18 protein-coding genes are annotated in these 24,290 nt (G+C 52.8%); 5 read left to right on the top strand and 13 right to left on the bottom strand.

Going from position 1 to position 24,290, the window contains the following annotated elements; all coding sequences use genetic code 11:
- Both H5P30_RS08020 and H5P30_RS08015 read right to left on the bottom strand, forming a co-directional pair.
- On the bottom strand, positions 1-402 hold a 402-nt coding region (locus H5P30_RS08020; protein WP_185692431.1), incomplete at its 3' end, for a DUF4372 domain-containing protein.
- Between the two features lie 349 nt (positions 403-751).
- Entirely contained in the window at positions 752-1,594 is an 843-nt protein-coding gene (locus H5P30_RS08015; RefSeq protein ID WP_185692430.1) for a phytanoyl-CoA dioxygenase family protein, read from the bottom strand.
- Positions 1,595-1,728: 134 nt separating this feature from the next.
- Between H5P30_RS08015 and H5P30_RS08010 the strand changes: the two genes are divergently transcribed.
- Entirely contained in the window at positions 1,729-2,571 is an 843-nt protein-coding gene (locus H5P30_RS08010; RefSeq protein ID WP_185692429.1) for a helix-turn-helix domain-containing protein, read from the top strand.
- A gap of 44 nt (positions 2,572-2,615) precedes the next feature.
- On the opposite strand, the gene H5P30_RS08005 is transcribed toward H5P30_RS08010, so the two are convergent.
- The gene (locus H5P30_RS08005; protein ID WP_343075437.1) at positions 2,616-2,891 is read right to left on the bottom strand and encodes a helix-turn-helix domain-containing protein; all 276 of its coding nucleotides are present in this window, start codon (positions 2,889-2,891) and stop codon (positions 2,616-2,618) included.
- Positions 2,892-2,954: 63 nt separating this feature from the next.
- Positions 2,955-4,370 (bottom strand): sulfatase family protein, encoded by a 1,416-nt coding sequence (locus H5P30_RS08000; protein ID WP_185692427.1) that lies wholly within the window; start codon positions 4,368-4,370, stop codon positions 2,955-2,957.
- 142 nt (positions 4,371-4,512) lie between these two features.
- Between H5P30_RS08000 and H5P30_RS07995 the strand changes: the two genes are divergently transcribed.
- Together H5P30_RS07995 and H5P30_RS07990 are read left to right on the top strand one after the other, a co-directional pair.
- Complete coding sequence (locus H5P30_RS07995) at positions 4,513-7,536, top strand: pectate lyase (RefSeq protein WP_185692426.1); 3,024 nt, start codon at positions 4,513-4,515, stop codon at positions 7,534-7,536.
- A gap of 77 nt (positions 7,537-7,613) precedes the next feature.
- The gene (locus tag H5P30_RS07990; protein ID WP_185692425.1) at positions 7,614-8,426 is read left to right on the top strand and encodes a hypothetical protein; all 813 of its coding nucleotides are present in this window, start codon (positions 7,614-7,616) and stop codon (positions 8,424-8,426) included.
- A 99-nt stretch (positions 8,427-8,525) separates the two neighbouring features.
- Here H5P30_RS07990 and H5P30_RS07985 read toward each other — a convergent pair whose 3' ends face one another.
- From H5P30_RS07985 to H5P30_RS07970, 4 genes are read right to left on the bottom strand one after another with little or no spacing between them, the layout of a single operon-like run.
- Positions 8,526-10,064 carry a sulfatase family protein gene (locus H5P30_RS07985; protein WP_185692424.1) on the bottom strand — a complete coding sequence of 513 codons (1,539 nt, stop codon included), beginning with the start codon at positions 10,062-10,064 and terminating at the stop codon, positions 8,526-8,528.
- 19 nt (positions 10,065-10,083) lie between these two features.
- Positions 10,084-11,298 (bottom strand): Gfo/Idh/MocA family protein, encoded by a 1,215-nt coding sequence (locus H5P30_RS07980; protein ID WP_185692423.1) that lies wholly within the window; start codon positions 11,296-11,298, stop codon positions 10,084-10,086.
- Positions 11,299-11,345: 47 nt separating this feature from the next.
- Positions 11,346-12,092, bottom strand: coding sequence for a hypothetical protein (locus H5P30_RS07975; protein ID WP_185692422.1), 747 nt, complete (start codon positions 12,090-12,092; stop codon positions 11,346-11,348).
- A gap of 23 nt (positions 12,093-12,115) precedes the next feature.
- Positions 12,116-15,193: a hypothetical protein gene (locus H5P30_RS07970; protein WP_185692421.1), complete on the bottom strand. Its 3,078-nt coding sequence runs from the start codon at positions 15,191-15,193 to the stop codon at positions 12,116-12,118.
- 308 nt (positions 15,194-15,501) lie between these two features.
- Between H5P30_RS07970 and H5P30_RS07965 the strand changes: the two genes are divergently transcribed.
- Positions 15,502-17,547, top strand: coding sequence for a DUF1961 family protein (locus H5P30_RS07965; RefSeq protein ID WP_185692420.1), 2,046 nt, complete (start codon positions 15,502-15,504; stop codon positions 17,545-17,547).
- Positions 17,537-19,852, top strand: coding sequence for a right-handed parallel beta-helix repeat-containing protein (locus H5P30_RS07960; RefSeq protein ID WP_185692419.1), 2,316 nt, complete (start codon positions 17,537-17,539; stop codon positions 19,850-19,852). The genes H5P30_RS07965 and H5P30_RS07960 overlap by 11 nt, the downstream gene beginning before the upstream one ends.
- Here the strand turns inward: H5P30_RS07960 and H5P30_RS07955 are convergent.
- From H5P30_RS07955 to tnpA, 5 genes are all read right to left on the bottom strand, one after another.
- The gene (locus H5P30_RS07955) at positions 19,815-20,876 is read right to left on the bottom strand and encodes a LacI family DNA-binding transcriptional regulator (RefSeq protein ID WP_185692418.1); all 1,062 of its coding nucleotides are present in this window, start codon (positions 20,874-20,876) and stop codon (positions 19,815-19,817) included. The genes H5P30_RS07960 and H5P30_RS07955 overlap by 38 nt on opposite strands.
- A gap of 406 nt (positions 20,877-21,282) precedes the next feature.
- Positions 21,283-22,065: an IS1380 family transposase gene (locus H5P30_RS07950; RefSeq protein WP_185692417.1), complete on the bottom strand. Its 783-nt coding sequence runs from the start codon at positions 22,063-22,065 to the stop codon at positions 21,283-21,285.
- Between the two features lie 72 nt (positions 22,066-22,137).
- Entirely contained in the window at positions 22,138-23,583 is a 1,446-nt protein-coding gene (tnpC, locus tag H5P30_RS07945; protein ID WP_185691970.1) for an IS66 family transposase, read from the bottom strand.
- A 35-nt stretch (positions 23,584-23,618) separates the two neighbouring features.
- On the bottom strand, positions 23,619-23,972 hold the full coding sequence (tnpB, locus tag H5P30_RS07940) for an IS66 family insertion sequence element accessory protein TnpB (protein ID WP_185691969.1): 354 nt from the start codon (positions 23,970-23,972) through the stop codon (positions 23,619-23,621).
- A gap of 3 nt (positions 23,973-23,975) precedes the next feature.
- Positions 23,976-24,290: IS66 family insertion sequence element accessory protein TnpA (gene tnpA, locus H5P30_RS07935; protein WP_185692416.1), on the bottom strand; the 315-nt coding region annotated here is incomplete at its 5' end.

Below are 24,290 nucleotides of genomic sequence, written 5' to 3'. Positions count from 1 at the left end.
GCACAAGTCGATGGTCGAGGCATCGAGCGCGTAAACCATCTCCTCGATGTCCAATCCGTTGGAATCTTCGACATACAATCGGCGGGCTTTGCGAATCAGTATTTGGCCGAGAGCTTCGTAGACGCGCCAATCCCGATTCTCGTTCGCGTAGGCGAGATTGGTCCGGACGATCTTCCCGCGAATACCCATCGCGTAGCAATGAGCGCAACCGTCCAGGCACGCTTCGATATCGCGCAGACTCTCCCTGAAGGTCATCTGGGCGAAGGCCATGGCGAGAAACTGGTCGCGAGCGGTCATACTTTTACTCGCCCTTGGCATCGGGTGCAGCAACATGCAGCGGTTGAACTGTTCGCGATGGATGAGATCGGTGATCTGGGTGAAAATCAGGCGTCCGGAGTTCATCCCTTATTGAGAATGAACTCGACCACGGTCGGCCAGCACGTTCAAATGCGTCACATGCCTTTTTATCCATTAAGCACTCGTTGTGAACAAGATAGGAACTCTCGAATCGTCCTTAACTGGACACCAGTGGTATTGCACGTATACGATGGACGAGAGAGGAGCCTAGTAACTAATAGGGTTTTCGGCTGATTTGAGTGCCGTGAGTGAATGCCCGCAAGGAGATCGGACGGCTCCAAAATTTACAGTTCTGTAGGTCGTGGTAGAACATTCGTTGCGATCCTCTGGAAGATGATACGGTCGGCTGTAGGGGCTTCGCTAGCGAAGTCTGCCCTACATTTACGACGGAGCGTCAGTGGATTCCGCCACCTACACCATCGCCGCAAGGGCCTCCACCTTCCGTTTTGGCAATACGACTCATCACATTGCCGTTCTCGTCATGGATTGGATGGTAGTGAACGGAAAGAGATTCGGTATTTGCATCGACATAATGCCCGATAAAACTGCGGCGCGAACGATCCTTCGTGCGATTCCGGCTGGAGCCATGGATGAACTGTCCGTTGAAGAACATCGTAGAACCTCGGGGGGCGGGAATCGGAATGGGTTTCGCGCTCCGCGGGAAAGGCCTGACGTGGGAATCTCCGTAGTTCATCCAAGAGGTGTCCGGAATGCCCTTGGGGCAAATAATCTCCCGTGAGTGTGACTCCGGCACGCCCCATAGGCAGCCGTTATCGACATTGGCTTCGTCGATCGCCGTCCAGGCGGCAATACAGGTGGAGGGTGCGGCCAAAAGATAGAAGTTATCTTGGTGCATCCCTTGGCCCCGAGCACCCGGTGGTTTGAAGTAGTACATGGTCTGGGCCATGAGCGGGGGCTTCCCAAAGAGAACCTTGAGCACCTCGATCACCTTGGGATGTAGTCCCCAAGCCTTCGCCTTTTCACTATAGCGATGCGGGTGCATGGCGCGGAGTTGGCGTTTTTTCGGATCAATGTCTTCAAACTTGTCACCGCTATCGTAGGCGGCGAGTCCATTGTTTTTGAAGTCTTCGAAAAAGTGCTCGATGGTGTCGATCTCTCCGGTCGAAAAGAGGGAGTCGACCACGCACCAGCCGTCGCGGTGGAATTGTTCGACTTGCTCAGGCGTAACGAGGCGGTTCTGTTTGGCCTTATCTGGATTTGCTTGGATCTTTGTCATGGTCGTAAGGGAGTTTCTGCGTTGGGCTCCATGATTGGTTTTGAGAGGAGCTATCGTTGTATCGGGTATTAGCATATGGAATTCGGTCTCAAAATAGGATGGAATCTTCTCTTTGATTGATGGATTATTCTGCTATGTTTAGGTCCGACTCGCATCCTCATGATCCTACGATGCTGTTCGCCGACGAATTTCATCGCAGGAGCGGCTACCGAACGTTTCGGCCTCAGGGGAGCGGGGATTGGTTGTTGATTACCACGATTTCCGGTGCAGGCGAGTTCTGGATTGGTGAACACCGGCACGAACTTCCCCCAGGTCGAGTGGTGCTTTTTGCAGCAGGGGCGGTCCAGGATTATCGGACGGACATGCGAGGCGACCACTGGAATTTGATTTGGGCCCATTTTCTTCCGCGCCCCGAATGGATTCCATGGCTAAGTCGATGGCCGACGGTTGGACTCAAAACGCATGCATTGGACTTTCATTCTAAGGAGATCGAGAAACGCTTTTTAGCGGCCATGAGACGGACCGCCCGTCTGCTTCGCAAGCCGTTGGAGCGAACCCTAGATTTCGCGAGAAACGCTTTTGAAGAAGCACTGCTATGGGCGGAGGAGGCGAGATTGGACGGAGGATGGGCTCAGGTGGATGCTCGCGTCCTAGCTGCGATGGAAGACATGGCGGCTCATACAGAGGAAACCTTTTCGATTGAAGTGCTTGCGGAACGTGCCGGGATCTCGACTTCACGTTTGGTGCATTTATTTAAAGCAGAAACCGGCATATTCCCTCGTTGCTATTGGGAACGGCAGCAGATGGAGAGGGCTCGACAGATCCTGAGCCGTACGGATGCGACCGTTGCTGAGACGGCCTTTAGTTGTGGGTATGAAGATCCCTACTATTTTTCGCGACGCTTTAAGAAATTGATGGGGACTTCTCCCGTTGAGTGGAAGCGACTTCGTCGAGGCTTCGATATTTCTCGGGAATGAGAATCTTCGGGATAGGAGTGCCCACGCGGAATTTACTCCGATCCTCAGTCGAGGTAGGAATGTTTGCGTTCTCTGATGGTGCGTAGATTTTCTCCGGTATGGAGGAGAAATTGGCGGTTAAAATGAGAGAGGTTGTTGAAGCCGTTGCGAAAAGCGATTTCAGTGATGGTGGCGTTAGTCTGGATTGGCTCCCGTCGCGCCTTACTGACGTGGTAGGCGTTTAAGGGCATATCGAAGTATCTTTTAAACGCATGGCAAAAAGCTGATGCTGACATGCCGACCGACTGGGCTTGATTATCCCGGCGAGGGGGTTCCTCAATATTAGAACGAGGACCACTAATACTGAGTTCTACTCTCCTCTCAGGAGTAGGGTAGTGGAGGAACTACGAGAAATTGGAGCGAACTCTTCCTTTGTAAAAATACTTCCGGTTTTTCCATTTCTCCATCTCCTGAATTCTGAATCGAAAGCATTGAGCAACCGATTCCGGGAAAGCTGCCAGTCCGTCGGATCGGTAGTGATTTTTCATTTCTTCGGGATCAGACTCTAGGTCGAAATACTCCGATTCGGCAGTCTGAGGATAGTAGATGTATTTGTTCTTTCCTTGAAGAATCATGATCGCTTGCCCGTGGATTCCGGTTTCAGAATAGATTTCTCGATCGGGGAGGCCAGCCCTTCCACAAAGTGCGGGCCAAAGGCTTTTCCCAGGCAGGTTGCGTTCGTCATCATAGATCGAGTTCCCTTCAGAATCGAGCGCTTCGGGATAGCAAAGCCCAGCGCAGTCGAGGAATGTAGGAAAGAGATCGATCAGAGAGCAGGGAGTATCGAGGGAGAGTCCGGATTGAACTCCTGGCCCGGCGGCGATGAATGGTACTCGTGCGGAGGCCTCGTAGAAGAATGACTTCTGTTGGAGGTGGTGATCCCCGAGAAAGTCGCCGTGATCGGCGGTGAATATGATAATGGTGTTCTCGGCGATTCTCGCATCCTCCAATGCCCGGAGGAGTCGCCCCACCTGTTCATCGACAATACTAACGCTCGCCATGTATTGACGCCGGAATTGCAAGACATGTTCATCATCCAGGAAAGCGAGGGTCTCTTGAAATTCTCGAACGGGTTTGGGCATTCGCGCCAACTCTCCCGGTTGTTTCAGGATGGGACCAAAGTCCACATCCGAGTAACGGGAGAACCAAGGTTCAGGTGGAATGCAGGGCGTATGGGGCTGAAGCAAGGAGGTCCAGAGGAGGAACGGTTCGTGTCCTCCCTCTCCACAGTTGCGCTCCTCGGCCAGGCGTTGGATTTCCTGAGTGGCGCGAGTAGTAATATACACGGGTTCGTACCACTCATAGGGAATGTCTTCGGGTCTGGTCCGGTAGTTCCAATCCTTTACGGCCTGTTCTCCAACGGGTTTGGCTTTCTTGTGTCCCGCTCGGCTCAGGGCTTCTTGATAGTCTCCTTCGTGGAAGACTCGGTCGAAGCCCGCCGTTCTATTCTTTGGCATGAAGTGGGTCTTTCCCACGTTTGAGCAGAAGTATCCGTTTGCCGCCATTTCGCTTGGAAATGTGAGCATGTCCCGAGGCCATCCTTGATCGTTGTAGTATACCCCGGTTTCGCAACTCGGCTGGCCGGTGACGATGGAGGCACGGCATGGGACGCAGATCGGGTTGGGAGAATAGCAGCGGAGACTTGTCCCACGATGAGCAAGGGAGTCGAGATGCGGTGTTTCCACCGAAAAACGATCTAGGTGGCCGAGGGCGTCCCAGCGAAACTGGTCAGCGGTGATGAAGAGGATATTGGGTTTCATGGCGAGGTTCTTGTTCCAAAATCACTGAACCTTGCCCGAGCACCAAGAAGTCCTTTCCGCTACGCGTAACGATATTGTTGGATGGTCTTTGACCCGAGTTTCGGTGAGGGTTCTGGCTTTCACCCGCATTTAGAAACTCCTTATGCCCTCTTTGTCCATCTATTGTTCCACGTTTCTCTTTACTTGTGCGATTGTTCTTTCTCTCAAAGGCAATGAAACGCCGATCACTGAGACCGAGTGGCCACCACCGGACTTCGCAGTGAGTTTTGATCAAAGCACGGTAGCCGATCGTTCGCATGGCTTTCCCGAACCGGGAGGGTTTGGAACTCAAATCGTTCCGGATGGATTGGACGGATCGGCTCTTCGGATTGAGAAAGATGGGGGGCATTTGCACTACCGGGCTGCGGGAAATGTCAGCGCCGATAGTGGCACCATTCGTTTTGCTACCCGGGGGACGGCGATCTCCGGAGAGGAAGGAATGGTTTGGCTTTGGGCGATCCGCGGCCATCGATACGATTTGGGTTTGGTGGTCGAGGATGGAAAACTCTTTCTGCGCTGTACGGAGTTTCAAATTCGGGAGCAACCGACAATCGCGGAGTTGTCGATTCCATTGGTGGGTAACGATCCGGATGAATGGCATTGGATCGGAGCGTCATGGGATAGCCTGCGCCAGCGTGCATGGCTGGAACTGGATGGGGCCCAAGTGGAAGGCAGACTCGAGCTTCCGAGAGGACTTGATGCACCTCTGGCTCAATACTTGGGAGGGGGGGTTGAAGTTCGCCTCTACCCCGGGGGCATGATGCGGAGCGGAAACGAATTCGATAATCTTCAGATTTGGATGCAAAGTCGTGCTTTACTGGATCGCTATCAACCGCTCTCGAATCCGGAGATGGTTGAGTTGTTGGAACCGATGGTTGAGGGGATTTATCGGCGTTTCGATACCTTGGAGGGGCTTCAGTTTAACGGTGGATGGCAGGTGACCTACACTTGGCCTACTATGCTCGGTGCATTCGCACAGGGACGAGGATTTATCGATACGGAGAATATCGTCAGTTTGGATAAGAGTAACGGCACGCCCATCATCGCATCCCGGTTTGTATACGCTTACGACATTTTAGGAGACGAATCGCTCCTTGAAGTTGCGCGGAAATCGGGTGATTTTCTGGTCGCTGCTCAATCGGATGAGGGCTATTGGCTGAACAACTATCAGTTCGATTTTGGAACGATTGTCCCTCTCGACTCACGCAATCGGCATTCGCAACCCAAGTTTCAGGACGGAGTTCAAAGCCAGTCCATTGCTCTTCTTTTGTCGCTCTATAAATTGACGGGCGAATCGGAATACATCATCAGCGCCCGGAAGGCAGGTGAGTTTTACCTGAAGGCTCAGAACCCGGACGGCAGTTGGTCTTATAAATACGATCCCGAAGAAGGAATCGGGAAGACCTTTCTGGGAGAACCCCAAGGGGGGGAAATCAACGATTACGCGATGAATGATGCGCTCAATATCATGATTTTGCTTTACCATTACACCGAAGACACCCGATATCTGCAGGCCGCGAAACGTGCGGCCGATTGGTTGGTTGCTGCCAAAATGTCTGGGCAGGTTCATGGTTGGGCGCAGCAGTATGACAATACCCTTTCTCCTGCATCTGCCCGGCATCACGAACCACCTGCCTATTCCAGCGAGGACACTTTGATCGCTTGCACGGCTTTGATCGAAGCCTATCGCCTGTCCGGAGACGAGAACTACTTAGTTCCCGTTCAGGAAGCCGCTCAGTGGATTGAAGAACAGTTTCCGGATGGAAAGATGTTTAAGTATTACGATCCGGAGACAGGGAGACCGGTCGCTAGTTGGGAGCGCAAAATCTATTTTCTCGACGATCCCGTCGAATTCAAAGAGGCTAATCAATACCCTCAGAATCCCCATGTCATCCACCCTCAGCCCGTCCCGGATATTTGGTCTTTGTTGGAAAAACGTAACGCGCCGAACGTCGAACAACAGGGTTTGACGCCTTTAGAACTTCGTTTGGCTCGTCGTGCACTGAATACCCAAAACGAGGCGGGCCTTTGGATCAAAGACAACGTCGGTGGTGGACGTCATACATTGGGCACGGGTTTTGGACCGAGTAGCGTGAGAGCAATACACATGCTGAATTTTCTCGAAGCTTGCTATCGAGAGATGAATCTTGCCGATCCGCAACTTTCTCATCGCGGGGACTTATTGCGAATGGCGGCACCAGAGAATTGGTACGACGTTCCTTGGCCAGAGGGTGATACAGAGACCGAACCAAATCCCGAAAAAGCAGAATTGCAGATGGGAGATTTTCAGGTGGTTATCCGGACCGATCCGCATTTCGAAACCCGCTATGGAGATCGGAGATTCGATCGTTTGGGCCGGGTTTCCTCCGTTCAATGGAAAGGGCGAGAGTTTTTAACCTCAGATGGTCTGGTCGATGAATTTAGTGCTTCGGGGTTGGGAATCCTGGGCTGGGATCCGTTGGAAGCAACGCGGGACTTTGTTAAAATCGGGGTGGGGGAGATGGAAGCCTTTCATGCGGCGAAACCCCATTATATGAACGCGCAACCCCATCGAGTTCAGAGGGTATTTCCCTCGAAACGCGACGTTGGGGCTGACTGGTGGCATGCTACCCAGAGCGTCGATTCTAGCGGAGGAGTTCGTTACGAATATTCCAAGAGAATTACAATCGATCCGCCTGCTAATCTGTTGATCGAGTATTCGTTGAAAAACCTGAGCGGAACCTCGATCTCATTCGATCAATACAATCATGCTTTCTTTTCCGTTCCCGAGGGTGCGGAGACGATTGAATTGGCCACATCTTTCTCATGGGAGCCGATTGGGTCGGGAATTGAGTCTGGAGAGAGTTTCACCTATTCGCCGGTAGAAAAACCCAGGATTCAGCGATACCGGGCGATAGAGGAGGAGCAAAGTAGTTTGCTACGGCTTGCCTTTTTCCCAAGTGGAATTTCGGTGAGTCTGTCTCTCTCGCCCAGCGTGGAGGCGCTTCATTGTTATCAGGATCGCGGCCAGTTCTGTCCGGAGCTTTATTTTGCGACGAAGCTCGATCCTGGAGAGACGGCAAAATGGTCTCGAGAATTTCGCTTCGACGACTCTGACCTTCGTTTCGTTACGAATAACGATCGGTAAGTTTTGAAACCTTACATCGACCCCTTACTTTAAACGTAATTTAGTTTAATCATACTAACCCCAATCCAATAGATACCATGAAGAAAACACTACTGCTCCCTCTCGTCCTATCTCTTTCGTGTGCTCCGGCCGCATTTTCCCAAACCCTGATGGATATTGATTTCGAAAGTGATACTGTAGGATCCGCTCCAGCGGAGCGCTCCTCGTTTACAGGAGCTTCGTCAGGCGGAAACATCATTGAAGTCCAGGATACAAACTACACGCCGGAGAATCCATTCGGTGGAAAGAGTTTGTATCTGTACGCCCCGGATACCTCCGATACTTCGCCAGGTGTCTGGTTCCAGACCAACGGAGAGGAATTGGTCGACCAGGGCTCGCTGACTTTTGATATTCAGGTGAATTCGACTTTTCTCGATCTGCGCCTCGGATCGAACGTTGGATCATCATCTGTGGGTAGGATTAATGGGCAAGGTGCGATCCGGCTTTTGATTGGCTCGGGTAATGGAACTCCCTCATTTAATGTTTATCAGAATGGTGATAGCGGGACCGAGACCGACCAAGGTTTCTCTTACGGTGAGCAACTTACTGTAACGGTGAGCTGGGACTTTGCGGGAATCACTCCCGGATATTCGGTCAGCGTCGATGGAACGGCGCTCACTGTGGGAGGAAGTCAGGCCGTATTTGATTTCTACGAGCCAAATGGACTGGAGGGAATTAATACCAATCAGTTTCGTCTTGGAACGGGGGCCAACACCGATTCCACCTATGAATCTTGGGTCGATAATATCCAATTGAATTCGATTCCCGAACCCGAATCGGCGGGGCTCCTCCTGGGACTGGTCGTTACTGCGGGAGTCATTTCGATGCGTGGCTCTTCCCGTCGGAAATAGGCGGGAAGTTTATACAGATTTCCATAATTGAAGCCTCCGGTTTAGAGCCGGAGGCTTTTGTTTTGCACGGAAAAATTCTTACGGCACCGCCCTGAATACCTACAGATAGCGTTGATGAAGGTTGGAGCGATTTCGAGGTTGCGCAAAATTGGGGGCGGTTCCGTCTTCACAGACTGGATAGCGAAAAAAAGCGCCTCTTTGATAGCTGGAGACTTGAGGCTCCTTGATTGTGACTTGTGCAGTGACGCTGCGGCGTCTCGTTATGACCCAATCCAGCAGAAGTCTCTGGCAATGCAACTGGACTGACGAATAGACATCGTCATCGTAGAGGTTCTTCGTTTCCCATGGGTCGGATTCAATATCGTAAAGTTCTCCGATTTTCGAAGAGCCGAAGACCTGTTTCGGGTAGTATACATAGCGCCATTTTCCGTAGCGTAGAGCTTTTGTCCACGGGTTCTCGGTGACGGCTATCTCTCTGACCGGTTCCTGGGAACCTTTTAGCAATGGGATGATATTGCATCCGTCCGCGCTTTCCATTTCTGGAATGTTGCAGAGCGAAGGCAGGGTGGTGGCTATATCGATGTTCTCTACGAGAGAATCGCAGATTCGTCCTTCAGGAGTGGTCCCAGGGACCTTCCAGATGAGGGGGACCTTGCAGACAGATTCGGAACAGATTCCGGGAGCCTTTTCGACGATACCGTGAAGGCCATGATAACAACCATGATCACTACCGTAAATAACGATGGTATTCTCCGACAAACCGTTGTCCTCGAGAAATGTTAGAAGCTTTCCGAAAACGTCGTCGATCTGAGAAATACAGGCGAGAGTTCCCCTCCATGCGCGGCGGGCACCGTCTTCAAAGGGGTCACCTTCTTTCGCGTAGTCCCACTTCATGGAATGAAATTCGTGGTAAGCATCCTGAAAATGTGGAGGCCTATGTCCCGGATTCGCATTGATGTTGTCGGGTAGATCCAAATCTGGTGAATAAAGGTCCCAGAATCTCTTTTGTGGCAACAAAGGATGGTGAGGTTTTTGAAAGCAAAGCTCGACGAAGAACGGGTCGCTGTCGGATTGTTTCATGAAACGTTTGGCCTTCTCCAGGCTCCACATTTCCATGGTGTCTTCGTACGGTAAATCCGACGGCCTCGCATCGAGGCTTATGCTGGACTCTCCGTAGTGGTGAGGATTGTGCCAGCTGTCTTCGAGATTTCGTATTCCTTTCGATTCAAGGTGCTGCAGGTACTCAGACTCTCCTCGTGCCCCATCGGCTCTTTCGTAAGCATCGCAAAACTCGTCAACATCGTCTGCAATCCAGTTTCGCGGGGAATCTGGCAAGTGCATCTTCCCATAGCAGGCGGTTCGGTAGTCATTCCTCTTGAAGTGACGGAATAGGTTGTCCAGGTGTTTGGGGCTCGGCCCGGAAAGACCGTAGTAACCATGATTCATACAGTATTGCCCGCTTAGAATACTCATGCGACTCGGTGTGCAGATCGGATTCTGAGCGTAAGCAGAGGAAAATCGCACCCCGGAATCTGCAAACGCATCCAGATTCGGGGTGAGGGCTTGCGGGTGCCCGGCGCAGCCCATCATCTGGGCGTGGTGCTGGTCGGCCAACACTACAATGACATTCGGTTTCATAGTTTTTGGAATTTGAATGTTACTTAACAGGAATGGTGTTTAGTAGTTCATGTATCCAATTGGGGATGACTTGCGAAAGAATCTCTCCGGATTGATGGGAGTGAAACATTTGCTCTCCGAGACCTGGAACAAAACTATAGGAGAGACCGTTCCGGATTTCGCTTGAGATCTGATTCTTGGGGACCTCGGCGACGATAAGGTCGTGGTGGAGATGATTGACGAACTCGGTATGGGCCATTGCGTGGTCGACAGTGCAGCAGTTTCCCGGTCGGTTTTGAAGACGATTGAAGATATTCTCGAACATCTCGGTTCGAGCGTCGACCGGTTCGATTCTGGTCGAATGGGCGGAAACTTTGTCGGGATCGGGATATCGGTAATTCTCGTTTTCGAACCATTGCAGAGTCCCTCCTTCGCAGACTACTTCAATGGTCGGTCGATAGCGTTCTTGGGTGGAGTGGCTAAAGTTAAAAAGCAGCTCGATGCCGTTGTTCGTGGTGGCTCTGGCTGAAAAGGTATCAAAACTCTCAATGTTTTGGGCTCGGAATGCGTCGGCTTCCAGTTGAACGATCGACGCCGTGTTTTCGATGTCTTTGCCGCTGAGGAATAGAGGCATCATGACGAAATGCGCCATCGCGTTGTTGACCGGAGAATCGAATATGGTGTTTGGGCCGACTGATAATTTGCCCGCCCAATTGTTGCGGGTATAGTAGGTAGTGGGGCGGGGCCACAAAGCGATGCTTTTGATCATTTTGACTCTCCCGAATTTTTGACGGGTCAATAGATCTTTGGTTTCCCAGAGGCTCCGGTTGAACATGGTTTGAAATCCGACGAATATTTCGAGACCACTTCGGTTGCGTGCCTCGACCATCATACGGGCTTCGTCGGCACGAGCTGTCAGAGGCTTTTCGACCAGAACGTTCATTCCTGCATTGAGCGCAGCAATGGTCATGGGGCAGTGGAGGTGAATCCCCGTGGGAATCGCGCAAAGGTCGATTCTACCTGATTCCTCGGCGATCATTTTTTCGAAGTCGCTATAGATCCGGCACCCGATTTCATGGAGAACGTGACAGGCTTCAGAAGCTTCGGATGGGTTGATGACGGTTGCCGCTTGAAGACGGATTCTCCCGTTTCGATGATAGGAGACCAACCGGTCAACATACATATTCGCGTACCCGGTAACGCCGACCAGAGCGACCGTGAGTGTATGTTGGGCTTTGATGTTTCTAGTTGGCATTGTATTCTAGCGAAACGTTGTAAGCTCTCCGGCCCCCAAACCTTTTCTTAGAAGACGGAAAGGTTCCCTTCGGGTGCAGTCTTGGGCGCATTCATGATTCTCAATGTGGCTCCTCTCGGTTTGGTTGGATGAGGAGCGATAAACAGGTAGAGACGATCCTCGGGATTCATTCGAATTCGCCTTTGAATGAGAGGAAGTGTACGGTTTGAGCCATCTTCTTTGACTACGGCCAAGAGGCTTATGCCACGATTCAATTGGTCAGTTACTCGTATCGTTTTCGTTTGATGCGCGTCGATTCTAACAGGATTTTCCCCGATTTTGAGATAGAGAGTCGTGGAGAAAAAATTCGCGACGCAAAGGCTTCCGCGTGGGAAGGCGTTGAGAGAACTATCAAAGGTTTTCGCTTGGTAGCGTATCGTGTCTTGAGAGAGGTCCGGAAACAATAGCACGGCATTCTCTCCGGTTGCTTCTTCGAGCTGAATGAGGGCCACCGGTCGAGAAACCTGGCTGGGGTTCGGAGGACGGTCGTAAAGGGGAACGGTCTTGGATCCTTGGTAGTTCAAGGTGCGGCCAAAGTGTCCGAAGGGTGCAGATAATTCGTACACTTTCTCTTGGTTGAGCACGTATAGGTCCAAGCCGGATATTGGTTCTTCCTGTCTGATGAGAGGCCTCAAGTTGACGCCGTCGTACCAGATCGCGAAACTGAGAGTCGTCTGAACGACGGGAGCTTCCTGAGAATGCAGAGGCAGAAGAATGGAAAGAATTGCGAGAAATCCAAGGGATGTGGTTTTCATGGAAAGGTCGAATAGGGCACCGCTCAAAGCATTTCTTCGTCGATCCAACGAAAAGAGATGACTTGTAATTTGCGGCCCATGATGGCGTTGGTGGCGTTCGCGGGCTCGGTTGGATCCTGGGTGGGGTCGAGAAGGTATTCGGGAACTCGCTGAACGATAATTTCGCATTGGGCAGAGGTCCTCGACGCTTCTCCAAAGCCATTTGTATTTTCACCGGAAGCTCGAATGAGAAAGGAATCGCCGCGAACCGTAAGGTATGGTCCCAGCTTCGCGAGGAGATCCGCCTGGCTGAGATAGCCGGGAGCCATGCTGGAGCGAACCCCGAGGGCAGCCTCGGGGAACTCGTAGTCTAGGTCTTCGTGGACGCTTTGGACTGCGTTCCCGGAATTAGGGGCAGGGTTGATGTTCGGGGGATTGAAATCCACCCCGTCGACGGTGACAACGACTTGTGAATCGATAGCAGCCTGGAGGATGCCACTGAGCTGTTCGACTTGTAGATTTGAAGACGGATCGCGATTGATGAAATCGGCCAAACGATTGAAAGGCCCTTTCTGGCGAATTCGGTAGACTATCTGTCCAGCGAGATTACGGATTTGTTGGTCCGTGAGATCGCGGTAGCCTCGCCAGTATTCTGCGGAGCTGTCAGGGGGAGGCGCCAGGGAAACGGATCCACCAGATGGGATGGAATGGCGACCATAGGGACTGCCCTGATTGTCCAAGAGATCTTGATCTCCCGAAATGGCATCTCGAACTTTTGTTGGGAATTGGTATCCACTGGCGAGGAGTGCGGTCCAAGCATCAACGGAATCGGAATTCACGTTGAAAGGCCCTTCGAGTAGCAAGTGGGAAGCGGCGGACCTCGGGTCCGATAGATCCGTGTTGGAGGGCGGAGTTCCGTTTCGAGCGTAAAGGGTAGTGCGAGGACTTGCCGGTATCAGGTTTCCGCTTCCGTCGTCTTCGAGAGTGGAAACAAAGAAATGATCCCAAAGTGCCTCGTTGAGAAGATAGGAGTAGTCCTGAATTCCGCTGGTGGTGCTTCGGGTTTCGGATGCGGGAATCCACGGGTTCGCGTTGGAGTTTCCGACGGCGTAGGCGGGAGCGTACACGTGGTGAGAAAAATCTACGTGTTGGAGCTCGGCGAGGGAGGTAATGGGCTCTGTCGGGAGCTGAAAAAGTACGAGACGAGGTTCCAGCGTATCGGAATCGAACATCGCTGGATCCCAGAGGCTGAAGACACCGTTATACTGAGAGGCGATATCGGAGAATGGAGAATAGGTGGGAGACTGCTTGAAATCCGTCACTCCCGCCGAATTGGGATGTGTTTGGTGTTGATAGTGAGAGCGGAGATTGTAGTTGCGCAGGCTGCTAAGTCCCTCGTGCGAGGGAGGGTCGTCTTCTTTATTTACCCAGTCGTTGGGACCTTTGAGGTAAGATCCGATGAAGTAACTTTCGTCACTGGACCATTCGGAATCGTAACCGATGCGTTGGGTTGTGGTCAGGTTTTCCGATCGAACCGGATTCTCGTTGTCGACGGAGCCCAGATAGAGGCTCATGACCACGGAACCGGCGAGAAGCTTCAAGTTGAGATCGTGGGATCCGGCGAGGATTTGGTCGTACATACGCCCGGTCAATGGCTCCTGAAGTGAACTGGTAATATCACCGGAGGTCGCGAAGTAGGGAGTGAGGGGGTCATCGACTTCTTGGAGCTCGAGAACCCAATCCTCTCCGGCGCCGGGAAGGGTTGTATCCGATTCGAGGGCAAATACCTTGATTTGCCCCGGTTCGAAGGACGTGGTGAATCCGACCCGAAAGGAATTTTCCTGAAATGAACGGCCATCTGATCCGCTGCCATGTCCCGTGAAGTCCGGCAACCATTCATTGAGGTAGTTTCCGTAGTTTTGAACTCCGTTGGCATCTCCGGTATTGGGAGTGAGGATAGTCTTTGATCCGCTATGAGATTCGTGCTCCAGAACGAGGGCTGGTTCGCGCTGGGTGTTCGTGCTGGGAAAATAACTTCCGCCGCCGGAGAGCATGCGCAATACGTAGGTTTGCGATTTCAATGGAACATTGTAGGGATTGAGCATGATCACTACCGGTTCCATTCGAAGAGCGAGGGGAATCGTATCGTCCGGGCCGTAGGTTTGCGGTGGTTGTGGGACTACGCTCATCCCAAATTGCCAGAAGAAGATTACGGGAACGATTCCGTGCGAATTAGGATGGGCGAGATCCTGCGCTCCAGCTGTAGTCAATGGGTTACGAACCGCAGGAGTGATTCCGTTTACGTCTACGGATTGCCCGAGTCTTAGGAAATCTTGGTAGAGAGCCCAAGGGGGGCCATTGGTATAAATGTCGGTGAGGGGAGAGGCGGTGTCTGTGACGTAGGTAGTGAGGTCGGTTTTTAATCCCCCATCGACCACGTTCGTGAACAGACCATAGCTAAATGCAGTGAGATTGTGGAAATGATCGACGAGCGCCTGCGGAGGGACCAAATGACCAAATTCTGCATATTGGGTAGCGGATTTTGCTCGGGTCCGGAGCTCGGCTCCGGCTGGAGTTTTTTCTCCGAGTGAGGCCAGTGGAGAGAGGTCCGCGAGGAGGGGTATACCAAAAGTCTGCGGGGCCAACAGGGATGAATCGTCCGGGATGTCGTAGTCGGTGGCGGTAATCCTCGAATCGGTGAGGTCGATTCGGGCCTTTTGTGAAAGGTCGGATACCCAGAATGAAAAGTTTCCTTCATTCAAGCTCGTCTGTACGGGAACTTGGGGAACGCGGGTCGCTCCAAAACCCGGAAGTTTGGTGGATGTGGCGGCGTTACTATTGGTTTCCGGGTTCTCGTTCCCCGAAACGAGCCAAGAAATGCTTCCGGTCCCATCGCTGGGTAAAACTCCGAGCCATTTGGACTTTTCGGGGACTGGGTTAGCCGCAAGGGATGCGTTTGAGGTAAGGATGTTATCGGGGCCGATCGTTTTCTGTAGCTTTCCGATCGCCACTCTAGCGCCGAGGAGAGCGTTTGTCCGGGCTCCGAGGATCTGGCTTTGGGTGGTCTGCTGGCTGGCTTCGACGGAAACCAAGACGGAGAGGCTTAACAATATCGCTACCAAGAATGCGAGAAGCGATAGTGAGATGACGAGAGCGAATCCCCTTGACGAGGTTTTAGGGTGGGGGGGCGCATGAGAAAGAAAAGAGGGGGCAAGCATAGCGAGATTTTGAATATGAAAAAGGAGGGAGGGAGAGTCCATGGGGATATTTCGTTACTCGTATCGACGAATCCCTTCCGGTTGAGAGGGGAAACTAGAACGAGCGGTGTGGATTTGATACGAGTAACGAAAAAGGCTTCTGGTCCCAGGAGTGGATCATGGGTATGAGGTTGTTTCGTTGGTCTTTAACCTTTGACTCTACTTATACCCCTATGCGTCTGCTCTGTTTTTGTTCTCTCTGTCTGATCTCCACCGCAGGTTTGTCGCGGTCTGAGTCGGCCCTCGAAAAGAGTCCGTCTTCAACAATTGTTCTGGTTGGCGACTCTACGGTGGTCGATGCGCTGTCGAGTAGAGATCAAGCGGGATGGGGATGGGCATTGAGTCAAATGGCCAAGCCGGGTGTGAAGGTTATCAATACGGCCAAGGGAGGAAGAAGCTCGCGCAGTTTTCGAACCGAGGGTAGATGGGATGATGCGTTAAGCTACGACGCGGATTGGGTCCTGATTCAGTTCGGCCATAATGATCAACCGGGGAAGGGGCCGGAACGTGCGAGTGATGCCAAGACAGAGTATCGGGAGCATTTACGCCAATACATTGCGGAAGCTCGGGAAAGTGGGGCCAGGGTGGTGCTATTGACGCCCGTCGCGCGGCGAACCTTCGATTCGCAGGGAAACCTTCGTGATTCTTTGGCACCGTATGCGGAGTCGGTGCGAATCGTTGGCGAAGAGACGGGAACACTCGTTTTGGATCTCCACGCGCGGAGCACACGGGAATACCTCGCGATGGGAGAACCCGCGACCGATCGTTTAGGACCACCCCACAAGGCGGTGGATAGAACTCATTTCTCGAAGGATGGAAGTCGTCTGGTAGCGTCCTGGGTTTTCGAGATGCTGGCCGAAACCTCGCCGGAACTGGCTGAATCTTTCGACCCATCTAGAATGGTGGTGTTGGAGCCTATCCTTCGCATTCGAACACCCGGAATGGGAGTTGACGGAGTGACGGAGATTCCCGGCCCCTTTGAAGATGTTGCCGGAGCGATGGCTATGGAAGGTGTTGTCGAAGTCTCCGCGAATCTCGACGCGAAGACCAAAATGAGCTCGGGGACTCTGGGTTTCTGGTTCTATGTGGATCGAGACTATCAAAGTGCCCCGGGCAACGAGCAATGGAAGGAAACCCTGGTCTCCTCCCCCAAGGTCATTGACCTGTCGGTCGGGCTATGGCCTCAATTTTGGGGAATGTTCATGAATTGGAGAGGTCCTTACGATTTTGGAGGTTATATGCGAATTCAGACGCCTCGAATCAATGGACCCCGTTGGCATCATTTGGCAGTGGTGTGGGATACGGACAAGGGTCTGCAGAACCTTTATTTTGATGGACGTCCGAGTGGGGCTGATCTGCCACGTTTCGAACCGGGTATGGAGGCCCCGGTCCTGGAAAGAATCGTGGCTCGGTTGCTTCCCGATATTGGGATTAGCGAAGTGCGTCTCTACGATAAACCGTTGAACGAAGAAGAAATCAATAGCCTACTGTCTGCGCAGTATTCGGGGCAATCCGATCACCTCCTCGGGGCGGAAGATTTGGGGGAGATTCAGGTTTCCCGGGACAAGCTTTCTATGGTTTATGAGAATGCGATGACTCGTCCGGAGGATTCGAAAGACTGGATTATGGAGGGGCCTGGTAAGGTCGAATATACTGCTGAAGGGATGGTCATGGAGTCGACTCGCCCGGAGCGTTCCGATGGTCACATAGTCTATTGGCTGGACCGCAGGCTGCCGGAGAACTTTGTGGCCGAATGGGAGGTGGAGATTCTCAGCGAATATGGACTGAACATTGTCTTCTTCTCAGCGACTGGCCCGGATGGTGTTTCCGTTTTCGATCAGGACGTTACTCCTCGGGATGGTGATTTTAAACAGTATCATGGTGGAGATATCGATTGTTATCATATTTCGTATTATGCGGATAGCGAAGCGAATCCGGGCAGATCGACGGCGAACCTGCGCAAGAATAGTGGTTTTTATCTAGTTTCAAATGGCCCGGAAGGAATCCCGCCGGAGAGCACGAAAACTCATCGTGTCGTACTGAGTAAAGTCGGGGGTAGAATTCAGTTGGCCGTGGATGGACAACTGTCGATCGATTGGCAGGATGATGGAGCTTCTTATGGAGAGGTCCTCGGGGCGGGATGGTTCGGTTTGCGTCAAATGCGTTGGACCAAGGCAATTTACAGGAACCTCAGAATTTATGCGATCGATGAAGATTGAACGTTGCATCGGAGGGGTATTCGCCGTGATCGGGTTGTCGCAGTTCGTGGCGGCCTTGACGATAGAAGTGGAACCAAGTTTCGAAAGCGCGGGGATCTATTTGCGTAATGCAGAAACTCTTGAATACAGAGTGAAATACAGGGAGTCCGGAGTGGAGACTTGGGAAATCGCTCCGGAACTTGTTTGGACTGAAAACCTCCCGGTTCCACGGAACTCCCTTCTCGGTCTGCGTGAGGGTAGCGAGTATGAGGTCGCGGTTTGGCTCGGTGAAGACCGACTGGCCCGAGAAACATTTTCGACTCTGTCATCGGAGGTGCCCGTGGCGAAGACGGTTTCTTTAGCAAAAGGGCCTGTTCATATTGTAGAAAGTGGGTCGCCTGATGGATGGATACGATATGTGTCCAACGGCGAAATCGAGGGAGGCTCAGAGAGTCCGAATGCGGTCACCCTCAATGATGTCGAGTATGTCATTCTCGAAGGGCTCACGATCAAAGGTGGACGTTACAATGCGGTAAGCATTGCGGATTCCCGTCATGTGCGAATACGCAACTGCGATATCTCCGGTTGGGGCCGAGTCGGAGAGAGGCGTTACGATCTGCGAGGACAGTTTTTGGATGAGGACGGAAACCTGATTAATCGGGATGCCGGAATTTTGATCGAGCGATGCTATTCGGTGGTCGTTGAGTATTGCTATATTCACGATCCACGAGGGACATCGAATTCGTGGGCCTTCTCTCATCCGACTGGTCCTAGTGCAATCTATGTAATCGAGAACGAGAACACCGTTATCCGCTACAACGACATGATTGGATCGAATCGCCATCGTTGGAATGACGTTATTGAATCGGCTCGGAACGGTAGCCCTGAGGGAGGTTTTCGCAAGGATGCGGACATCTATGGGAATGCTATGCTCTTTGGGAACGACGATGGGGTGGAGCTCGATGGCGGACAGATGAATATGAGGGTATGGGGAAATCTGATAGAAGGAACGTTTGCGGGAATCAGTACCGCTCCTTCATTTCACGGTCCGAGCTATCTCTTCAACAATTTGATTGTGAACTCCGGGGACCGTTTAGGGCTCTTCGGTGATGCGTTGAAAACCAACTACCGCTCCGTTGAAGATGGAAGCGTTTATTTCCTCAATAATACGATTTACCGTTCTGGGAGGCTGGGTGGATTTCCCGCGAGCCGATCTTTGGCTGCATCCTATGTCGTGCAAAACAATGTCCTTTTTCCGAAAGGTGCAATCATTGCGTTTAACGCGGCGTATGGGGATTTGCGTCTCGATCGGAACTTGTTTTGGTCTTCAGACTCGGAATATTTGGAGAATTACCGGGGCTGGCTGATTGCGGAGGGATTGGAGGAAGAGGGTGTTGCAGGAGTTCCGTTGTTTGAAGATTCGATGGGTGGTGATTTTACTTTGGCAAATGAATCTCCGGGGGCTGCAATCGCGGCTCCGTTTCCAGGATTTCCCGACTTTGGGCTTCGCCCCGGTATTTCCGGTGAAATGCCTCTCCGCGAATCGGGGGTAGAACTCTCGCGTAGGCGGATCCAGCTACAGGATGAAGCGCCGGTTGAAGTGAAGATCTCCCTGGCCGATACGGAGCCTCTGGAGTTTCAGATCTTAAAGAACGAAGCGTTCTCTTGGTTTGACGTAGAAACAAGTGCGAATGTCGTTGGACCGGGAAATCCAGTCACGCTGCGGATTTCCCGCGTGGCCGATGAGAAGATCGAGGAAAGGTCTGGAGCTTTTCTCGTGAAATTGAAAGACGGTCTTTCCGTTCCCGTGATCGTTGAGAATTCGGAGAAACCTTTGTCCGCTTCGTTTGAAAAGGAGGGCGACGATGTTGTGGCTTTCATTGACGCCGAGAGTATGTCGGGTGTGGAAAAATTTGAAGTTGTGGAGAGAGAAGGCGCACTTTCCGGGAAAACCGTCTTATTCTCGGAAGCGGATGATTTTTCGGCCGTTCCTGACAAGGTTCTCACTGCGACATTCAATTGTCCAGAGGATGGGATCTATTTTCTTGCAGTCCGTCTCTTCGCCAAAGTGCCAGCCGGAAGCCACAATTCTGTATTTTTTGCGATCAATGACGATCCGTTGGTCGAAACTCAGTTCCGTTGCGCCCCTGGTTGGAATTGGGCCGGAGTTTCCCGTGTCCAAGAGTTGAGAAACAAGGCTTGGTTTGAACCTATTTTTCTGGAAGCGGGGGAGGTGACCCTCCGCATTGCGGCTCGGGAGAAAACCGTCCTGGACGCAATTCTGGTTCTTAAGTCGCCGGAAGTGATTTTTTCTTCTTCTCAGTAGGTTCCTGAGGTGACGATTGGGTGGGTAGATATCTGGGCTCGATGAGCACAGTATGCTGCCTTTTCGGAATACCCGTGCTATTGCGTTTAATCAGGCCGACCAGCTGATCGACGGCTGCCTGACCGAGTTCATAGCGTGCTGATTCAATCGATCCAATCAGTGCATTCTCGTTATGGATAAAATCCTGATCTAGGTGTACGAATCGGCATGGCCGTGTTTTGGGGGATCTTAGTTTCCGTTCCCACTCGCAGTATTCAGTATCGTTATAAGAGAGTATCACTTCGGGACGTGATTTTTTGAACCAAGAAGCAAATTGGGGTTCTTTCAGAGTCTCGGTAATTAAAATATTGTCCCGACCTTGTTGGGCGTTACTCCAGTGAAACGTAAGAAATCCTGAGCTCCAAAGGTGAAGAATACGGCTGTCGGTTTCTTCCCGCAATATGAGGCCGAATCGTCGATATCCCTCCTGCCAAAGGCTTTCGAGTGTTTTCATCATGCAGACGTAGTAGTCGAGGCAGACTCGATTCAGTTTCGGTTCGCGGATACTGTACCCAATAGCGACTGCGGAGATGTTCTTGAAATCAAAGGAGTAGTTAGCGTGGGGATCTTCTGAAGGGGAAATAATGAGTCCCGGTGTTCTACGTGCCGCCAGTATGTCGCTGAATCGTTTCTGCGACATGTTATTCGATTGAAATTCCATGACTTCCAAGTTGTAGCCGAGTTCTGCGGCACGGTTGCGGGCGCCAATGATTGATCCTCCGGATCGGCCGGCTTCCACTTCACTAGCCGAAAATCGTTGGCCGCTGACAGCAAAGATCAGGGTGGGCCTGTATGTCGCGCGTTTTGATCGGGCCACCTGCGACATCAGAATCGAGACCATCGGATTTGGGCTGTACCCATGTTCTTCGGCGACTTCTAGAACTTTTCTTTTCGTGGACTCGCTTACCTCGGGATGGTTCCGTAGTGCTCGGGAAACCGTCATCCGGGATACGCCGGCTTTGTCTGCGATGTACTGGAGGTTCAAGGTGGAATGGTGGGGTTATCGGAGAGCGGAAAAGTCTTTAGGGGATGTTCTCCCTTTCTGTCGTAATGTTCAATACCGGATTCGAAATTGGAATAGGGGGATCGTGAAAAGGTCTGGGCAATGCATTGGATCGACCCTTTCCAAACATGCAGAGTTGCCTTTTCGGCCCAGGAAAAACTTTTCAGCAAAGACCATTTGCCGTTTTGCAACATTTTGAGATCCTGAATGGTTAGCCCGCATTTCTCATGAAGGCTCTGCGAAGTGAGGTGATCGCTGTTGATCTTGAATCAGTGTCTGAAAGTTGGGCCTTGTGTGGTGTTTTTGGAGTTCATAAGTCGGTGGAGACACAGTTTCCCCTTACCCCAGCGCTTATTCGGAACGTGGGTTGGTTCTCAATGGCGGGGCGTTATGTGGGTCGCAGTCGTGCGAGGGCTTGGACGAAGTGATCCTTCAGGGGAAAGGCCGAGGGAAGTTGAAGTCTCAAGACCCGCACGCCATTGTCGATAACCGCACCGATTTTGAGGAACTTCAGTCGCAAAGTGGCGCATTGGGCCCGGACAAACTTTGTGCCTTCAAGGCCGATACGGCGAACGCACTCCCAGAGTGTGTAAGCGTAGGCCGAGAGGATCAGTCTCCATTGGTTTGCCCACCAATGTCCGGCACTGGTGCGCTCGCTGAAGAGGGTCATTTGTTCTTTGATCCGGTTTTCCATCTCACCTCGGGCGCAGTAGATCTTCTGGTAAATGTCCTGCTCGTTCCCTTCGAGGGAGGTGACCACGAACCGGTGATTGGCCCCCTTGTCCGAGTGTTCGGCTTTGGCGATGACGTGTCGCTTGAGAGTCCAAGTCTTGGCTCCGTAGATATAGCCGCCGAAAAGGCGTTGTTTCTGGCCGGTCTTCTCGTGCTCTTGCCGGGCCCGTTCCATTAAAGGTGCGATCTCCCGCAAGAGCACCTCGTTGCGGGCCAGTCCTACGACATAGTCGACGCCGTTACGGTCGCACCAGGCAAGAGTCCGCTCCCGGCAAAAACCGCTGTCGCCCCGAAAGATGATCCGCACCTGCGGCCACTGCCGACGCACTCTGGCAACCAACAGCTTCAGGATTGCCGCCGAGTGCAAGGCCGCGTCCCGGTCCGAAGGACGCAGGTAGGCTGTCAGCAACGTAAGCGTCCGACATTCATCCCCCTCCACGAGTATTGATGGTGACGACTTCTAAACCAATATGGTCACCATTGCTACATGCAGATGGTGACGACATCTATATCATTGCTGCCAGTTATGAGGCAGGAGTTTGATTTGCTCTTTCTTTTCGGGCGTCTTGGGAGCCTTGGTGAGGACATCGGGCAGCCATGCATGGGGATCGACCCCGTGGATCTCGCAGGTCAGGAGCATGGAGTAGATGACGGCGGTTCGCTCTCCGGCGTCGGGAGAGCCGATAAAGAGCCAGTTTTTCTTTCCGATGGCCGAGGGACGGATTTTGTTTTCGACGAGGTTGTTGTCGATCTCGGCTTCGCCGTGATGGAGGTAGCGGCACAGGCATTTCCAGCGCGCCAGAGCGTAAGAGCAGGCCTTTCCGAGGTTGGACTGGGACAGGCAACGATTTTGGGAGATGGTGATCGCGATTTTGAGCCACTTGAGGATGCGCGCCTGGTCCACTTTCCGCTGCCGGGCTCTCTCGACCGGAGAGAGTCCCTGCTTGCGGTATCGTTCTTCAAAGTCGTAGAGCCTGCCGATGAGGCCGAGGATCAGGCTGGCTTCCCTCGGATGGTCGGACCGGGCGTTGAAAAAGCCCCGGCGGGCATGGGCCCAGCAACCCAGATGGATGATGGCTTCAGCGTTCTTGACCAGAGCGTTGTAGGCCTCGTAGCCGTCGGTCTGCAAAAGGCCCGTAAATCCTTCGAGCAAACGGGTTGCTTCAACGTGCCGACGGGACAGCCGCCAGTCGAAGACCACGCCGAGGCCGGGACTGTGGACGACCCACAGGAAGCCTTGGGAGGTTTTGCCTTTTTTGTTGTCGGGATCCTGGAACCGGACGGGAGTCTCGTCGGCTTGGACGTAGCCGCTTTCGAGCAGCTCCTGTCGCATGTGGTTGTAGAGGGGCTTGAGCCAGAAGGCTACCGTTTGCACCCAGTCGGCCATGCTCTGGCGGGAGATCTTCGCACCCCAGCGCTCGAACATCTTTTGCTGCCGGTAAAGGGGAAGATGGTCGATATACTTGCCCAGCACCACCCAGCCGACCAGCCCCGCGGAGGCGTAACTGCCTTGGACGGGCCTTTCGAGGGCCGGAACCACTACCGGAGGGAGGCTTCGCTCGATGCGGTGGCGGAACTTCAGCCTGCGGATGAGGCGCTTGAAGATCTTCGGCGGGGTGATATCGATCTCGAAGGTTTCTTCGGCCCCTATTTGCTCGTAGAGGTCCGGGTCGGCTTTCACCTCCTCGGGGACGATCTCCACGGTCTCGGCAACCGGCACCTTCTCGAAGCGCTCGATGGCACCCTTGGAACGTTGCCGGGCTTTCGAGCGGATATAAGAGACCTCCTGTCGTTCCATTTGCTTTTGCCGGGTCTCCATCTCCTCCAGGGCGAGCAACGCCTGGTCCCGGTCGATTCTTTCGCTTTTGCCTCCCCCGAAGAGCTGACGCTTGAACCAGGCGATCTGCTGCTTGAGCAGGTCGTTCTCCCGTCGAAGCTCGTCGTAGGTAGGCGGCATTGAGTATCCATACAGTGGATACTTAGATCGGACGGTCAATCCCTTTTTCGCTCATACCAGGCTTTTTCGCATCCTTTTTGCAGATCGATTCCGTTCAAGAGCATGGTCACCGCTTCCGGCTTGAGGCTGAGCTTCTTGCCGTCACTGCCCAAAGGCCAACTGAATCGGCCCTTCTCCAGGCGCTTGGCAAAAACCCAGGCCCCGGTCCCATCCCAATAAAGAGCCTTCAGCCGGTTGCGCGCCTTGTTCGTGAACAGGTAAAGCTTCCCCTCCATGGGATCTTCGAAAAGATGCTGCTCGACCACTGCCCACAGTCCATTGAAGCTTTTGCGCATATCGGTCGGCTCTACCGCCAGCACCACCCGCAGCGAATGAGGTAACGAGAGCACCGCTCACCCCCGGATTCGTTCGATTAACCTCCACAGAGCGTCCTCGTCGCCGGTTCGCACCACGAGCCCTCCACCAAGATCGAGCTCGAAACCGCTCTCCGATGCCGATCCGAAGGGAACGACCATCTCCACAAAGTCGCTCCGGTGCGAAGGTCCATTGCGGTCCCTGCTTTTGCGTCTCTGACCCAGCCAGGAAACGAAGGTGTGGTAGTTCACCCCTTCGCGCCGACAAAACTCCTTCTGCGTCAGTCCGCAGCCCTCGTAGGCCTCCAGCAAACGCTCACGTTCGCCATCGGACAGAACCTTACGGCCCCGTGA

The organism is Puniceicoccus vermicola (assembly GCF_014230055.1).
Lineage (GTDB): Bacteria > Verrucomicrobiota > Verrucomicrobiia > Opitutales > Puniceicoccaceae > Puniceicoccus > Puniceicoccus vermicola.
This window is presented reverse-complemented; position numbering and strand designations above follow the sequence as displayed.

What these genes read in the sequence shown, in the direction of transcription:
- H5P30_RS08015 (WP_185692430.1), bottom strand. Translation starts at nt 1,594, where the DNA reads ATGACAAAGATCCAAGCAAATCCAGATAAGGCCAAACAGAACCGCCTC.
- H5P30_RS08010 (WP_185692429.1), top strand. Translation starts at nt 1,729, where the DNA reads ATGTTTAGGTCCGACTCGCATCCTCATGATCCTACGATGCTGTTCGCC.
- H5P30_RS08000 (WP_185692427.1), bottom strand. Translation starts at nt 4,370, where the DNA reads ATGAAACCCAATATCCTCTTCATCACCGCTGACCAGTTTCGCTGGGAC.
- H5P30_RS07995 (WP_185692426.1), top strand. Translation starts at nt 4,513, where the DNA reads ATGCCCTCTTTGTCCATCTATTGTTCCACGTTTCTCTTTACTTGTGCG.
- H5P30_RS07990 (WP_185692425.1), top strand. Translation starts at nt 7,614, where the DNA reads ATGAAGAAAACACTACTGCTCCCTCTCGTCCTATCTCTTTCGTGTGCT.
- H5P30_RS07985 (WP_185692424.1), bottom strand. Translation starts at nt 10,064, where the DNA reads ATGAAACCGAATGTCATTGTAGTGTTGGCCGACCAGCACCACGCCCAG.
- H5P30_RS07980 (WP_185692423.1), bottom strand. Translation starts at nt 11,298, where the DNA reads ATGCCAACTAGAAACATCAAAGCCCAACATACACTCACGGTCGCTCTG.
- H5P30_RS07975 (WP_185692422.1), bottom strand. Translation starts at nt 12,092, where the DNA reads ATGAAAACCACATCCCTTGGATTTCTCGCAATTCTTTCCATTCTTCTG.
- H5P30_RS07965 (WP_185692420.1), top strand. Translation starts at nt 15,502, where the DNA reads ATGCGTCTGCTCTGTTTTTGTTCTCTCTGTCTGATCTCCACCGCAGGT.
- H5P30_RS07960 (WP_185692419.1), top strand. Translation starts at nt 17,537, where the DNA reads ATGAAGATTGAACGTTGCATCGGAGGGGTATTCGCCGTGATCGGGTTG.
- tnpC (WP_185691970.1), bottom strand. Translation starts at nt 23,583, where the DNA reads ATGCCGCCTACCTACGACGAGCTTCGACGGGAGAACGACCTGCTCAAG.